The 15,379-nt window shown below is 47.2% G+C and carries 10 protein-coding genes and 2 pseudogenes; 4 read left to right on the top strand and 8 right to left on the bottom strand.

Annotated elements, in window-relative coordinates; translation table 11 throughout:
* Positions 1–9: 9 nt before the first annotated feature.
* On the bottom strand, positions 10–1,221 hold the full coding sequence (locus HPL003_RS18665) for a GTP-binding protein (protein WP_014281281.1): 1,212 nt from the start codon (positions 1,219–1,221) through the stop codon (positions 10–12).
* 146 nt (positions 1,222–1,367) lie between these two features.
* Between HPL003_RS18665 and HPL003_RS28225 the strand changes: the two are divergent.
* Positions 1,368–1,751, top strand: a pseudogene (locus tag HPL003_RS28225) (multidrug resistance efflux transporter family protein); the annotation flags it as partial.
* Positions 1,752–1,938: 187 nt separating this feature from the next.
* Here the strand turns inward: HPL003_RS28225 and HPL003_RS18655 are convergent.
* Together HPL003_RS18655 and HPL003_RS18650 are read right to left on the bottom strand one after the other, a co-directional pair.
* A complete protein-coding gene (locus HPL003_RS18655; RefSeq protein WP_014281279.1) occupies positions 1,939–2,913 on the bottom strand; it encodes an aldo/keto reductase in 975 nt (324 codons plus the stop codon).
* Between the two features lie 406 nt (positions 2,914–3,319).
* Entirely contained in the window at positions 3,320–5,995 is a 2,676-nt protein-coding gene (locus tag HPL003_RS18650) for a YhgE/Pip domain-containing protein (protein WP_014281278.1), read from the bottom strand.
* Positions 5,996–6,162: 167 nt separating this feature from the next.
* On the opposite strand from HPL003_RS18650, the pseudogene HPL003_RS18645 reads away from it, so the two are divergent.
* Positions 6,163–7,058, top strand: a pseudogene (locus HPL003_RS18645) (Rpn family recombination-promoting nuclease/putative transposase).
* Positions 7,059–7,301: 243 nt separating this feature from the next.
* Here HPL003_RS18645 and HPL003_RS18640 read toward each other — a convergent pair.
* From HPL003_RS18640 to HPL003_RS18625, 4 genes are all read right to left on the bottom strand, one after another.
* On the bottom strand, positions 7,302–7,853 hold the full coding sequence (locus HPL003_RS18640; protein ID WP_014281275.1) for a DUF2062 domain-containing protein: 552 nt from the start codon (positions 7,851–7,853) through the stop codon (positions 7,302–7,304).
* 191 nt (positions 7,854–8,044) lie between these two features.
* Positions 8,045–10,498: a glycogen/starch/alpha-glucan phosphorylase gene (locus HPL003_RS18635; RefSeq protein ID WP_014281274.1), complete on the bottom strand. Its 2,454-nt coding sequence runs from the start codon at positions 10,496–10,498 to the stop codon at positions 8,045–8,047.
* A gap of 46 nt (positions 10,499–10,544) precedes the next feature.
* Positions 10,545–11,648 (bottom strand): glucose-1-phosphate adenylyltransferase subunit GlgD, encoded by a 1,104-nt coding sequence (gene glgD / locus HPL003_RS18630; protein ID WP_014281273.1) that lies wholly within the window; start codon positions 11,646–11,648, stop codon positions 10,545–10,547.
* 23 nt (positions 11,649–11,671) lie between these two features.
* Complete coding sequence (locus tag HPL003_RS18625; RefSeq protein WP_014281272.1) at positions 11,672–12,817, bottom strand: glucose-1-phosphate adenylyltransferase; 1,146 nt, start codon at positions 12,815–12,817, stop codon at positions 11,672–11,674.
* Positions 12,818–13,072: 255 nt separating this feature from the next.
* On the opposite strand from HPL003_RS18625, the gene HPL003_RS29265 reads away from it, so the two are divergent.
* Positions 13,073–13,210: a hypothetical protein gene (locus tag HPL003_RS29265; RefSeq protein WP_014281271.1), complete on the top strand. Its 138-nt coding sequence runs from the start codon at positions 13,073–13,075 to the stop codon at positions 13,208–13,210.
* Positions 13,211–13,325: 115 nt separating this feature from the next.
* Here the strand turns inward: HPL003_RS29265 and HPL003_RS18620 are convergent, their stop codons facing one another.
* The gene (locus HPL003_RS18620) at positions 13,326–14,138 is read right to left on the bottom strand and encodes a DUF3891 family protein (protein WP_043922438.1); all 813 of its coding nucleotides are present in this window, start codon (positions 14,136–14,138) and stop codon (positions 13,326–13,328) included.
* A gap of 300 nt (positions 14,139–14,438) precedes the next feature.
* On the opposite strand from HPL003_RS18620, the gene HPL003_RS18615 reads away from it, so the two are divergent.
* Positions 14,439–15,329, top strand: coding sequence for a hypothetical protein (locus tag HPL003_RS18615; protein WP_014281269.1), 891 nt, complete (start codon positions 14,439–14,441; stop codon positions 15,327–15,329).
* The last annotated feature ends 50 nt before the right edge of the window (positions 15,330–15,379 follow it).

The following is a 15,379-nucleotide window of genomic DNA, read 5'->3' as shown; positions in this document are numbered from 1 at the left end:
TTATCCTGTTTAATTCAAAGACGAAGAATTGTCGTGTGTCGGCCATGGCAAGGGATTTTCAAAGTCAGACCAGTCCATGTTCATCTCAGTATCGTTCAGCAGACATTCATCCAGCTCTTCTTCCAGTCCTGATTGATTCATTCCGATACCAATCATGACAATTTCGTTCATGCGGTCGCCCCATTGCTCGTCCCAATTGTCCAGAGCTTCTGGATCAGCCGCGACAATCTCCTGACGTTCTTCCTCGGACAACGCTGCGAGCCAGCTTCCAGCAGGACCAAACTGAATGGAGGGCCCCGCCTGGCTGATACTGGCCGCCCAATCCTGAGGGGTGGCAATCCAGGCCAATCCTTTGGCCCGAACGACTTCCTCTGGCCAATAGCTCATAAATTCAGCCAATCTCGCAGGATGAAACGGTCTTCTGCGGCGATATACAAAGGAATTGATGCCATATTCGTCCGTTTCCGGTGTATGGCTTTCTAGCTCCAGCTCACGAATCCATCCGGCCGATTGGCTGGCCTTGTCAAAGTTAAACAATCCCGTGTTCAAAATGTCCGAAGGAGCGACCTGTCCCTTGGAAGTACGAATGATTCTGGCTTCAGGCTGCAATCTACGCAGCACACCCTCAAGTTTATCCAGCTCCGCAGGCTCAACCAAATCGCATTTATTCAGAATCAGTACATCACAGGTTTCAATCTGGTCAATCAGTAAGTCCGAAATATCACGCGTGTCGTCTTCTCCCGTAGCCTGTTGACGATCCAACAGCGTTTCTCCCGATTCAAAATCATGCCAGAAACGGTTCGCATCGACCACAGTCACCATACAATCGAGCTTTGCCAGGGAAGCCAAATCAATGCCTGTCCCTTCATCGGCGTACGTAAAGGTTTGTGCGATAGGCACAGGTTCGCTGATCCCTGTGGATTCGATTAAAATATAATCAAACTCGCCTTGTTCCGCCAGCTTCTTGACTTCCAGCAACAGGTCTTCACGCAATGTGCAGCAAATACAGCCGTTGGACAGCTCAACCAGTTTCTCTTCTGTTCTGGACAAGCCACCTTCTTTTTTTACCAGCTCGGCGTCAATGTTCACTTCGCTCATGTCATTGACGATCACGGCCACTTTCATTCCATCTCGATTGTTTAACACATGATTCAAAATCGTTGTTTTTCCTGCCCCCAAATATCCGCTCAGCACCGTTACTGGTATTACTTTCTTATTCATTGGTGGTACGCTCCCTTTAATATAGACTCATCTTCACCATATTTAAATCGTAATAATTACTATTAAACATTAGCATTCAGTAATATACATGATCTCTTTCGCCTTGTCAACTGCGAAGAAACCCTTGAAATGAATCATAAAAAGTTATTATTTCCGGCTCATTGCTTGTCCCGTTATTTTCTGAAATTGTGCAAACGGAGAACGGTCCTATAAAAGTACGAGGGAAAATCCCCATTCAGGGACTTATGTTGTCTTTGGTTATTTTACTCGGTATTATTCTCATGCAAATCGAACAGTCGCAATCCATTTCTGCTCAAGATTTTTTATTTGGTATCCTGCCTGTCGTACTCGCTTCATTTGCCTATCCACTAGGTAATCGTAAAATGATCTTTTTATCTATACAGGTCCCTTCCCTTTTATCATGGATCGGTATGTTCATCGTTATCCTCGGCATGATTCTGCACAGTTATAGTACACATGATAAGAAAATCATCCCTCGGATGATGCCCAAAAAGACAGATCACGTTTAGCGCAGGATTATGCTGTTCATGATCGCTTATCGTTTAGGTTTTGACAGGACAATTAGTAAAAAGCAGCAGATCCAGGATATTATCCCTGATCTGCTGCTTTTTTGCGATTCGCTTCTTGTCACTCAGCACTCATCGTCAAAGCTCACTTCGCTTCCACAAATGGTACTTCGATAGGAAGGATACTACATTACCAAGCGTAGGCTTCCGGCGCAGGTTTGCCGGGGCCAGGGAAAATCTCATTCAGCTTGGTAAGCACATCCTCGCTCAATTTGACCTCAGGCACACGCAGAGCATCCTCCAGTTGATCCAATGTCCGTGGGCCGATAATCGGAGCCGTTACGGCTGGATGAGACAACACCCAAGCCAGTGCAATCACATCTTGCTTTTCGCCCAGCTCGCGGGACAATGCTGCAAATTGCTCCAGCTTCCCACGATTCTGTTCAATCTTTTCCTTGGAACGTGCGCTACGCGAGCCTGTGCCTGCCAATGCATTACGTCCCAGCAGTCCCCCAGCCAGCGGGCTCCATGGAATAACGCCGAGTCCCAGCTCCTGAGCAGCAGGTAGTACCTCTAGCTCAGCAGAACGTTCATTCAGATTATACAAATGCTGCTCGGATACAAGCCCCAAAAAACGGCGTGCCTTCGCTTCGGCCTGCGCCACAGCAATATGCCAGCCCGCAAAGTTACTGGAACCGATATAATCGACTTGTCCCCGATCCACAACCGACTCGAATACGCCCCACAGCTCATCCCATGACACGTTTCGATCAATATGATGCATCTGATACAGCTCGATATGATCGGTCTGCAAACGTTTCAGAGAAGCATCCAAATGGCGGCGAATTTTGTAAGCTGACAAACCTGATCCCGCATTCGGTCCGTCGTTCTCATTTTTCATATCCCCGTATACCTTCGTCGCCAGCACGACCTTCTCGCGTCTTCCGCCACCCTGCTGGAACCAGCGTCCGATAATTTCCTCCGTCCACCCTTTGCGCTCATGACCATATACATTGGCTGTATCAAAGAAATTAATGCCCGCGTCCAGCGCGGCATCCATTATTTTAAACGCATCCTTTTCTTCGGTTTCCGGTCCAAAATTCATCGTGCCCAGACATAATCGACTAACCTTCAAGCCTGACTTTCCCAAGTATGAATATTCCATACTGCCTCCCGCCTTTGCCTAAGGATTTTAAAATTCCGCAAAAATTCCACGCCAAAAAAGACCATACTCAACTTATTCACCAAAAAACACCACCTTGAAACACCCTGAAATAGAAATGTATTATTTAGCGCAAACAAAAAAGCCCCACACCCTGCCGAAGCAGTCAGCGCGAGGCCATCCCCCCTCATACTACCCGCCGTATGTTAAAAAGAAAGTGACTTTACGGCGGTGTCCCAGCGGAGCGGAGGATTTGAATCTGGAGAAGCGGAGCGGTCGCCTTTGCCACGGGATTCTTACCTTTTCATGTCCTATCCAATCCAAAGAATCCCGTGGCAACAGCGATCGTAAGATCAAATCCTTCGCGGAGCGCTCTCTCCATCCACCGTAACTCATTCTTTTTTAACAATCAAGGAATCAATTTCGTCTCTTTCGCTCGCTCAGCCATCTTCTTCGTATACTTGCTGAGCGGCTTCTTAAATACCAATCCAAACAGGAAGCAAACCCCGATAAATACAAACAGCATCACCACATCTCGTGTCACCGTCGAAGGCAGCATCCCCCCTACCGTTTCCCGTAACAGACTAACCGCATAGGTGAAAGGAACGAACGGATTCAACGCTTGAAAAAACGGCGTGCTCGTTGCAATCGGGAATGTGCCTCCTGAGCTGGAGAACTGAAGCACCAGCAAGATAACCGCCAGCCCCTTACCGATATTGCCAAACACGGAAACCAGTGTATAGGTCATAGCTGTGAATACGAGACTGATCAGTATAGAGGACAGTACAAATGACACTTTGGCATCCACATATGCCCCGAGCAGGAACAAGTCACCGAGCGACACGCTAAGCGCCTGAAATATACCGATAGTGGAGAACGTCATAAGCCGTCCGAAGTACACCTGGTAGCTTTTATATGTACCTTCCGGGGCTTCCACATCTACCCTGAACATCGACACCAGCAGCATCGCACCTACCCAAATCGACAATGTGGTATAAAAAGGCGACATCGCAGAACCATAGTTCGGAATTGGATAAATCCGCTCCTGTTTCAATGAAACCGGACTACCGAGAAAATCGCTCTCCTTTTTCACATCCCCCTTGAGCAGCGCAATGGCCCGTCCAAGGGCATTTTCACCTTTGAGCTTGCGAATCGTGTCTGCAGCCTGACGTATGGAATCCTCAGCAGCAGGAAGATCCGTTCTCACAAAGTTGGCTACCTGGTGCACCGCGTGCTCTGCCTCAGGAAACTTGTTCTCAATCAGGTCAGCCATTTTGACAAACTGCTGCTCCGCCTTCGGCAAATCGTTGCGCACAAAATCCGCCGCCTGATGAATTTTACTTTTAACTGCTGGCAAATCGTTATTCACGAAGTCCGCTGCTTTGTTTACAGCATTCGTAAACTCGCCCATGCGTCCCTGAATCGTCGTAGCCGCTTCATGCAACTTTTGCCGGTATTGCGGCAGATCCTGCTGGAGACGGGTCAGTTCTTCCTGACCGAATTGTGCGGCAGCCTGAGCGTCGTTTAATATTTTTCCAATATTCGGCAGCTGCTCTTGGGCCGTATTCAGTACATTCGCAGAATTGCGGGCAACGGTCTTCATTTGATCCAACGCTTTTTGAATGGCTGGTGCGTATTCCGTATCATAGTTGCCCAAAATGCTGTCAATCCCGCTGCTGATTTCTCCAGCAAGGCGGTCAGCATTATCCAGCAGATTTTGTGCAGGCTTCTCACCGCGCTGAATGGCATCCCCGATGCTTGTAACCGTGCTATTCAAACGACGGAAACGGTCCTCTACACCGCTCACACGGGAAATGAGCAAATCCAGCGGCTGACTCGGCAAATATCCGTTCACACGGGACAACAATTGAGAAATATGATCCAGCACTCCCACGGCAGTAGTCAGTCTTCCGCTAACCCGTTTCACCGCAGTCTGTGCTGCTTTAGGATCAAAATCAACACCGCGGATGATCCCTGTTATCTCCGAAACTTCATTTGCCATTTGCTGTACCAACTGTAAATCCTCTTTGACCACCGTTCCGACTGAATCAAGCGCACTTTCATTTTTATCCAGAAAGTCAAGCAATCCGTTTGTAAAATCCTTGCCCGTATCCGCAATTTTTTGTACTTCCGGCAACGCTTTTTGTGCGGCATTAATGACCTTGAGCGCTGTTTGCGTGTCCTCCAATGCCGTAGCTAATGCGCTTTCTACCTTACCGAAATTTTGATCCAGCTCCACGATTCGATCCCCGACCTTTTGAATATCCGGCAGCCTTTTTTGTATATCCAAAATAACCGCAGCCACCTTGTCCAGCTCAGGCAAGTTTTTTTCAATTTTGAGCACCAGCTCGCCAGCACGGTTAATTTCAGGGATTTTCTCCTTCAATGCGATGATCTTTTGTCCCTGTGCCTTAATTTTCGGCAAATTCTGCTCCAGCTCGATTGCCTGCTTGCCTAACCTGTCGATATCCGGCAGTCGGTTGTTCAGCTCCAACACCCGGTTCTCAATGTTGCGAATGGTTGGCAGCTCCTCCTCCAGCTTCACCCCGGCTTCCTTTAACTTGGTTAGCACGGCCTGACTGGCGGTTTCAATAAAGTTCTGGCTAATCTGATTCGTCAGAGCAGTTGCTCCCGAAGATGTAATTTTCGGTGCGACCGCATTGATTTTTTCATTGACGGCGTAATCAATCTCCGGCTTTTGCGGATTTTCCGTGAGTACGCTCGTAATTTTTTCGGAAAAATCCTTTGGAATCAGCAGGCTTGCGTAATAATCTCCGTTCAGTACACCTTTTCGCGCTTCCGCTTCATTGACAAAGGTCCAGCCCAGTTTCTTATTATTTTGAAGGTTATGCAAAACCTCATCACCGATATTAATCTTCTTCCCGTTCACCTCAGCACCCTGGTCCTGACTCGTTACTGCAATTTTAATACCAGATGTATTCGCATAAGGATCCCACATTGCTTTCAAATTCACCCATGCATAGACCGAAGGCAAGAGAATGATACCAATGACCAATAAAGTCCCGGTTGATACTTTGAATACATTTTTCCAGTCTGTTAAGTAGATTTGCCATATCTTCCGCAACTTCACCACTCCTTGTATGTACATTAACCTGTCGTCCAGTGTTGTATGCACACGTATTGTAAACGATTCGAGCGAATGAAGCCAATTATGGTGTACAAACTGACAAGCTCACCTTCAATAATATGCCGGGTGCATGATATAATAAATGGGAATGGAGATGATCTCAAATGAGCGAGCTACTGGACCCCCGAAATGACTTTGTGTTTAAACGTATTTTTGGCAGTGAAGACAATAAAGATGTACTCTTGGCTTTCTTAATCGTACTTTCGCGGAGTCAGGCGAGCCGCCATTAACTGAAATCATTTTGCTGAATCCCTATACGGATAAAGATGCTCCACTTGATAAGCAATCCATTTTTGACATTTGGGCCAAAACGGCAACAGGCAAGCATATTAACGTCGAAATGCAGCTATTTAACAAATATGATATTGAAAAAAGAACCCTATTTTATTGGAACAAAAGATATTCGGGTCAGTTACAAGAACGACAAACCTACAAAGAACTCAAAAAATGTGTCACCATTAATATTCTAAACTATTCCTTTCTGCCAAATGATCGATATCATAATGTGTTTCATTTACGGGAGGATCATACGGGAATTGAGCTAAGTGATGACCTCGAGGTACATTTTATGGAATTATCAAAGGTAAATGACACGTCTGTTCCAATGGAAGGCGGCTTAATTAATTGGCTGCTCTTTCTGAAAGGGGCTGACAAATCTAACTGGGAGGTGCTTACCGTGAATGAACCAACTTTAAAAAAAGCGATGGATACACTGGAGTTCCTAAGCCAGGATCGGGAGGTGCGGCGTTTGTACGAGGAACGTCAAAAATACCTACACGACGAAGCCTCCATGATTGAGTGGGCCACGGAAAAAGGTCTGAAGAAAGGCCTAGAGGAAGGTTTAGCTAGAGGCCTGGAAGAAGGATTAAACAAGGGTGAACGTCAAAAAGCTATTGAAATTGCAAGGAACATGCTGTCTTTAGGTATTGAGGTTGAAGTCATTGCTAAAGCGAGCGGATTATCTGAGTCCGAGGTTCAATCATTGAAACCGATTCGATAATTTAATTTAAATAAACGGCTACCATAAAAAATCTCCTTGTTCTCTCAAAAGAGCAGGGTGATTTTTTTGTAAACAACAAACATAAAGATAAATTAAACCTTTTAGCCTTACCACTATAATTTTCAGCTCATCATTCTACGTAGCCAACAATATAGCTAAGCTGATACTGTCTCCATCACAGACAAGCCAAAAGAAGCCCCTCAGGCCTAGTTCATAGGCTCAAGGAGCTTCTTCATCACTATATTATCCGTTTTTCAACAGTCTGGCTGCTGAAAAGGCTGCGCCATGACGCAATTTCCGCTTTTCCAGCCGTTTGTGCAGCGAACGGTTATACAGTACTTGAATGACAAAATACGAGATAATTCCTAGCACCACACCGAAAATCGACATGCCAATCAGAATGTGCAGTCCTCCATGCAGCAAGTCTCTGAATACAGACCAGTTGCCATGAAACAGCTCCATAAAGGAATGTTCGTGGAGCCTGCCTCCCCGGACATGTACCGGGTAATGGGACGGATAAATCCAAGCTCCCAGTTGCTTGGCGAACGGCATCAGTACAATCGGCAAAAAGGTCAGCTTACCTACAACATTGCCTACAATTGCCGCAGGCAACGAGCCGCCAGACAGCCGGACAATCGGGTAAAACACGAGATATACCAACGAAGCCGTGGAGATAACAATCATCTCCAAAGCGAAGCCAATGGCAAAGCCCAGAGAGATTTTCTTCACTCCACCCGGCGCACGCAGCAGCTTGATGAAATTCAGACGAATCGCCCGCCATATATTTTGAAACATATTATATTTCTTCTTCGATTGGTTAGGTTTGAGCCTATTCGGATTGAGTTTTATCAATAGGAGGACTCCTTCAACAGTACAATTCAAGTTCAGGAATGAGTATTTACACCTACCCATCCTTACTTATGTCTATACTGTCATTATAACCCTCAGCGTTCGAAAAGCAATGCCATTCCGCCTGTTTCGCCGTTTTAGGACAAGATTCGCTTGTTGACATCGTTTTGGAGAGGTACAATGTTCCAAATATCGGCCGCGTACTGCTGAATTGTGCAATCACTGGAAAATTTTCCCGAGTGTGCCATGTTTACAATAACACGCCGCACCCACTCAGACGGATTCCGATACACCTGCTCGATATGCACCTGAGTATCTACATACGCCGCAAAGTCCTTGAGCACAAAGTATTCGTCATTGTGATCGATCAGGGATTGATAAATAGCCTCAAATTCCCGTTCATGCCGCGTAAAAGGAGCATCGTTCACCAGTTGATCCAGCACTTCACGCAGCCGTTCGTCGCTGTTGGCTGTTTTGCGTGCTGAATACTGTCCGTCCTGGTAATACGCCTCGATCTGATCCACCTTCATACCGAAAATGAACATATTGGCATCGCCCACCATTTCATGCATTTCTACATTGGCTCCGTCCAACGTACCCAGGGTGAGTGCACCGTTCATCATAAATTTCATGTTCCCGGTGCCCGAAGCTTCCTTGCCTGCCGTGGAAATTTGCTCGCTGACATCAGCCGCAGGAATAATCAGCTCGGCCAGTGAAACTGAGTAATTTTCCAGAAAAACGACTTTCAGCTTGTCCCTGACATCCACATCCCGATTGATCGTGTCCGCTACGTTGTTAATGAGCTTAATCGTCTGCTTGGCAAGATAATAGCCGGGAGCAGCTTTAGCTCCAAAAATAAACGTACGCGGCACCACATCCAGGGAAGGATTATGTTTGAGCTGGTTGTATACGTGCATCACATGCAAAATATTAAGCAGTTGCCGCTTATATCCATGCAGTCGTTTGACCTGCACATCAAAAATCGAGGACGTATCCAGTCGCACGCCCTGTTTAGCAAAAACATGCTCGGCGAGCCTGACTTTATTATTTCGCTTAATCGCCTGTATCCGTTCCTTGAACGACTCGTCCCCGCTGTAACGAAGCAGGTCGATCAACTCGCGTGGACGGGTCCTCCAGCGCGTGCCTATCGTTTCATCATACAAGCTTGCCAGCTCGGGATTCGCGTGCATCAGCCAGCGGCGGTGGGCAATCCCGTTCGTTTTATTGTTAAAACGGCCGGGGTACAGCTCGTGGAAAGCCTTCATCTCCCGCTCCTTCAAAATTTGCGTATGCAGCGCAGCCACCCCGTTAACACTGTAGCTGCCGACGATCGCCAAATGGGCCATACGAATTTGTTCACCATGAATAATCGCCATTTCCCCAATTTTAATGTCCTGACCCGGATAGCGCTCCAGTAGCATGGCACAATAGCGCTTGTTCATTTCTTCAATGATCAAGAAAACACGTGGAAGCAGCTCCCGCACCATATTGACAGGCCATTGCTCCAGCGCCTCGCTCAATATCGTGTGATTCGTATATGAAACCGTCCGCGTTGTAATATCCCACGCTTCGTCCCAGCCCAAGCCCTTCACGTCCATTAAAATACGCATAAGCTCCGGTATAACGAGCGTCGGATGTGTATCGTTAATATGCAGCGCTATTTTGTCAGGCAACTGGGTGTATGGCAGCCGAAGCTTTTCAAACGTCCGCAAAATACTTTGCAAGCCGGCCGAGCACAGGAAATACTGCTGCTTCAAGCGAAGCAGCTTGCCCTCATAATTCGAATCATCCGGGTACAGGAACGACGAAATGGATTCCACCGAGCGATTATAGTCGAGAAAGCGGTAGTAACCGCCCTCGCCTCGAATCGGCCCTCGGACAGGGTCGAGTGCTGATTCCGCGCTCCAGATCCGCAACGTATTCACCTGCGCATGTCCGTAGCCCACCAGTGGAATATCGTATGGAACGGCCCAGACCGTTTCGGCATCCTGTGTCTCGAAAACAAGACGACCACCCTCCTCCCGAGTTTCCACATGTCCCCAGAACTGAACCTCGACCTTCTTGTCAGGACGGCGTTCCTCCCAAACATTTCCTTTTTGCAGCCAATAATCCGGCAGCTCCACCTGGTTTCCATCCACAATGCGCTGCTCGAACAGACCGTACTTATAACGGATGCCGCAACCATGTCCTGCGTAGCCAAGGGATGCCAATGAATCCATGAAACAAGCGGCCAGACGGCCGAGACCGCCATTGCCCAGCCCCGCGTCCGCCTCCTGCTCTTCAATCTCTTCCAGGTTCCAGCCCAGCTCTCCCAGTGCCTGCCGTACCATACCCAGCACGCCCAAATTCAACAAATTGCTGCCCAGCAGACGGCCTATCAAAAACTCCAGCGAAAAGTAATAGACCTGCTTCTCTTGTCCTTCTTTATAGGCTAGGTTCGTTTCAGCCCAGTTCTTGCCGACTTGTTCGCGAATCATACCGCCCAAAACCTTGTATACGTCTTCTGCCTGAGCTTCCTGCATCGGCTTGCCCAGCCTTCCGACCAGTTGCTCTCGAAAAGCCTGCTTAAATGCTTCCTTATTGCTGAACAAAGGTGTGACCTCCTGTTATTTCCGTTTTAAATGCTAAATCATACTTTTAAATCACACTATTTTTGGCAATGACATAGGGGACTCTGGCGTCTCCAATCAAGGTACGATCCGGTGAAAGCTGCACATCCTTATCCAAAATCACATTTTCCACCACTGCGCCTTTACGGATGACACATTTCTGCATAATGATTGAGTTGCTAACCCGTGCGCCCTTCTCCACCCGTACCCCACGAAAAAGGATGCTGTTCTCAACCTTCCCCCCAATCGTGCAGCCATTGGCAATAAGCGAATGATCCACCTCAGCGGTGTCCGTGTAGCGGGTCGGAGCTTCATATTTGATTTTCGTATGCACCGGCTGGTTCTGGAACAGTGCTTGATACTGCTGCTGATCCAGCAGCTTCATGCTGTTTTTATAGTAACTCTCAATGGAATTAATCACTGCATGATAGCCTTCATAGGGATATGCATAAATGCGCAGACCGCTTGGATTTTTCTGAATGGCATCCCGGAAAAAATGGTTATCTTGATGAGCAATGCAATGCTTCACCTGATCGAGATAAAGACTTTTGTCCATCACGAAAATTTCCAGATAAATATTATGATGATCCTGCTCCTGATGGATACCCGTCACCCGTCCGTCCTCATCAATCTCCAGCCGAACACAGGGAGCGTGCTCAGATTCGAGCTGTTCTATTTGTTTGTACACAAGGGTGACATCCGCATTCTTCTCCCGATGGTAACGGTATACATCCTCAATATCAACCTTGTTGACATGCTGGGTTCCGGCGTGAACAATCGTCTGACCTGATGAGCGATGAAAAAAGTCCAGATTGTTGTGTACATGCTGCAAATCTCCAAGGGATGCATCCGTCGGATCATTCCAGTCCGGTGGCAAAATAAACAGCCCGCCCCGTCTGCGGTCCAAATCCCAAGGCCGACCTTCACCCAGATGATCCAGCAGTGATCGGTATTTGCGGCGGATGAACAGTGCAATATCATGCACCCCTGCATGCATCATATTGGATAAGGTAAAATCAATGAGCCGATATCGACTGGCAAAGGGAACTGCGGCCCCGCACCGGAAATAGGTCAATTCCTTCAACTGATCCAGTTCGTGATCCAGGTTGATGACTCCAATGAGTCGGCTCATAGCGGACACCGTCCTTATCCGGGTTATATTCGTGCATGAAGCTGGCTTTCCTGATCGAATAAAATAATTTCATCCGAGCTGCCCTCAGATCCGATGACCGCGTTGTCTTCAATGATTATGTTTTCGCTCACGATGGCCCGGTGAATACGTACATTGCGGCCAATTTTGACGTTCGGCATAATGACAGATTCGGTAATAACGCTCCCCTCGCCTACCTCAACTCCATAAAATAGCACAGAATGCCTGACCTCTCCATCCACCACGCAGCCTTCATTCACGATGCTGTTTTTTAGAATCGCCCGTTGGGTGATATACTGAGCCGGTTGATTAGGACTACGGGTATAGATGCGCCAGAAAGGGTCGTTCAGATCCAGCGGCGGGTCTTGAGCCAGCAGATCCATGTTGGACTCCCACAAGCTCTGAATGGTGCCTACATCCTTCCAGTATCCGGCAAACGGATACGCATACAGCAACCGCCCATGCTGGAGCAGTAACGGAATAATATCCTTGCCAAAATCATGCGAGGATTCAGCATCGCTCGCGCTCTCCAGCAGATATCGGCGCAACACCTCCCATTTGAATAAATAAATGCCCATGGAGGCCAGCGTGCTTTTCGGCTGCTCCGGCTTCTCCTCAAAGTCGTATATTTTCAAATCTTCATCGGCGTTCAGAATCCCGAATCTTTTGGCTTCCTGAATCGTGACATCGATGACGGAAATGGTGCAATCTGCTCCCTTTTCCTTGTGATAGTCGAGCATGCGACTGTAATCCATTTTATAAATGTGATCTCCTGACAAAATGAGTACATGCTCCGGGTCGTACTGATCCAAAAAATGCAGATTCCGATAAATAGCATCCGCCGTACCTCGATACCAGTTGTTTCCATTCTCCTTCTCGTGGGGAGGCAAAACAAAAACTCCTCCATCCAGGCGGTCCAAATCCCAGTCGCTGCCTACACCGATATAGGAATGAAGCACCAGCGGTTCATATTGGGTCAGTACGCCCACGGTATCAATACCGGAATGAGTGCAATTGCTGAGGGGAAAATCAATGATACGGTAGGTTCCTCCAAAAAATACAGCCGGTTTGGCAAGTGTGCGGGTCAGTCCCTTGAGTCTTTTGCCTTGTCCGCCAGCGAGCAGCATGGCAACTACTTCCTTCTTTCTCATAACAAAGACCTCCCTGTCATGTGCATCTGAAGCCATTGCGGCAGGATACTTGATAATATCCATTAAACGTGAATAGGCAGTGGTAATCGTTTCATGGCCGAAGGAACGAGTAGGATCTGATGGAAAGGGTAAAATCATAGTTATGCGGAACGGGCGCAATGAAGCACTAAATCGTGAAATCCCGTTCATCAATTCACATTTTGGATGATTTTAAATCGTTAGCTATGACAACATGAGCATAAGGAGGCATGAATCATGAAGAATAAAAAATGGGTCGTAGCGGCATTGGGAATGGGTGTTGCGTATCTGATGAAAAATAAAGGGGCGCGCAATAAGGTATTGAACAAGGCGCAGACCTTGATCAACCGCGCGAGAACATCTACAAAATCGTAAAACTTTAATCCAAGAAAAAAGAGAGCCTCTCTGAATAGTGATTCAGGGAGGCTTTGCTCTGACTTCCTCTGCGTCCACGAACAAAATACCCGTTCGAAGCAGTATTTGAAGAAGGTCAGGCATTCTCCTGATGTTCTTCTACTTCCATTATATGTTCGACCGTAAAGGTTCGATGCGTCCATTCGGAGGATCGGTAGGCCTGTAAAAGACCTGCTGTACGAATTTGCTCTTTATCTACTTTTTTGAAGGTATGGGTTATTCTCACCTTGCCTGTAAAAGGGAAATAGGAGAGGCCTACAGCCTGATCCGACAGCCACTTAGCCCGGACTCTCCCGCAATCATGGCGAACCACCGGAAAGCTTAAGCCGTTAGCAAACCATTCATAATCTGCGGCAGGTGTACCCGGCTCCCGGCTGCACAGAAACAGACTCAATTCGTCGCAGAACAACATTCTGCGTACATCCGTCCGCACCTGATGGTCAAAGGTTACACCAAATGACATCTCCTGTTTGAGCCTGTGCCGACGCTGTTCCTCTGCCTCCAGATAAGCACGCGTCACTTGCTTGTCCTGAGCATCCTTATGCTCGGTCCGTCCGACCAGCTCCTTGTACATCAGGCTGCACAGCAGCGCGGCATAGGAATTCACTTGCTCGACTTCATCAATCCCGAGACGATAGAACACAAAACGTGGACTGAGTGGAAGATCAATAAATGTATAGGGTGCAGATACCTGATCATTCCAGAAAGGAGCGGCGTCCAACTCAATCCACCCCCGGTCATGCTCTCGAGCTGCATATACAAAATCCTGCTTATGCCGTCGATTCTTAAAGGCACTTTCTTCCCACTGTGAAGCCAACTCACCTGAAATATGGGCATGGTCATGCTGCGTCGTCATCATATAAGCTTGGTCCGTTTCATAAATAACCACATGCTCTCCCCTTCCGTCCGGCGATTCATCTGATTCGTGTAAAAACCTCTGATTGAAGGCCATGGTTATACGTATCTTCATTATATCAGGATAAGGGTAAAAAGGCAGTGAAGTTTTCTGCTGTGGCGTCATCCCTTCCAGCTCACGAAACACCTTATTAAAATGCTATGCATTATCAAAGCCAACGGTAGCAGCATTTTTTACAATCTATTGATTTACGAAAAAGACTATCCAATGGTACGATAAGCCTATATGTTATTCCAATCATTACCTATACATCTAGATCAGGAGGATTAAAGAATGGATGAATTAGTTCGTTCGATTCAAAAACAGATACGGATTAAAAGAGTTGCCTGCTGGGCGGGGATCATCCTGTGCGGTCTGTGTGCCTTAATTGGCATAGCAGCTCAAGAGTGGCTCATGACCCTCATTACAGTTGGAGCTACTATTTTATGTATCTATGGCTTAATGGTCATGCGCGGGATGACGAAATTTTCTGTGGAATATCAACCGGGAAAACGCTTCCGCTACTATCGTCGTACCGTTCAACAAAAGTTGCGTTATATCACCTGGGTACAATGCTTTCTAGGAGTTTTAATTGTCCTGAATTTCACCATACTTAACGGCGGGCTGGTCCTTTTTGTCATAGCCATCTTTAGTATTCTGACCCTTCAGTTCAGTATTAAGAAACGGATTAAAAATCATCAGGAGCCTAATACCGCCGAGTTGGCTGACTTTGTTCGTATGGGCATTATTTCTTCCAATGAGCAAACCTATGGAGTGTATAAAGATTTTGTCCAACTCACGCATACAGTTCGCGGTAATCAGATTATGATTGTGACGGATAAACGTCTGATTTCCGTATTTGTGGAGGAACAGGGTCGTGCGATGAAAACAGAGATGCTGCTCTCAAGCATAAAGAAAGTACGTGCGCTCGAAACGGGTTTTCAGGGTAAGGGATTATTGCTTTCGGTGAGCAACCGGGATCATCATGAGCTTCACATTCATATGATCGGGCAAAGCATTTACTTTTCTCCAGAGCAGTTCGTCAGTTCCTTTCTACGGGCATTGGATGTGGCATTAAAAAGCGCACCGTACCTTTTGGAAGAAACGTTCCCACCCTACCAGCAACAGAGAATTTCATTGCATCCGTCAGAGCAGGGTTCCCTGCATAGGTCTACAACAGCATAAAATGCCACTTAACCATACCAAACAGCAAGCCTTCCATCACGAGGGCTTGC

The sequence above is a fragment of the Paenibacillus terrae HPL-003 genome, from assembly GCF_000235585.1.
Lineage (GTDB): Bacteria > Bacillota > Bacilli > Paenibacillales > Paenibacillaceae > Paenibacillus > Paenibacillus terrae_B.
Note: the sequence above shows the minus strand (reverse complement) of the source record. Positions and strands in the feature narration are given on the sequence as shown.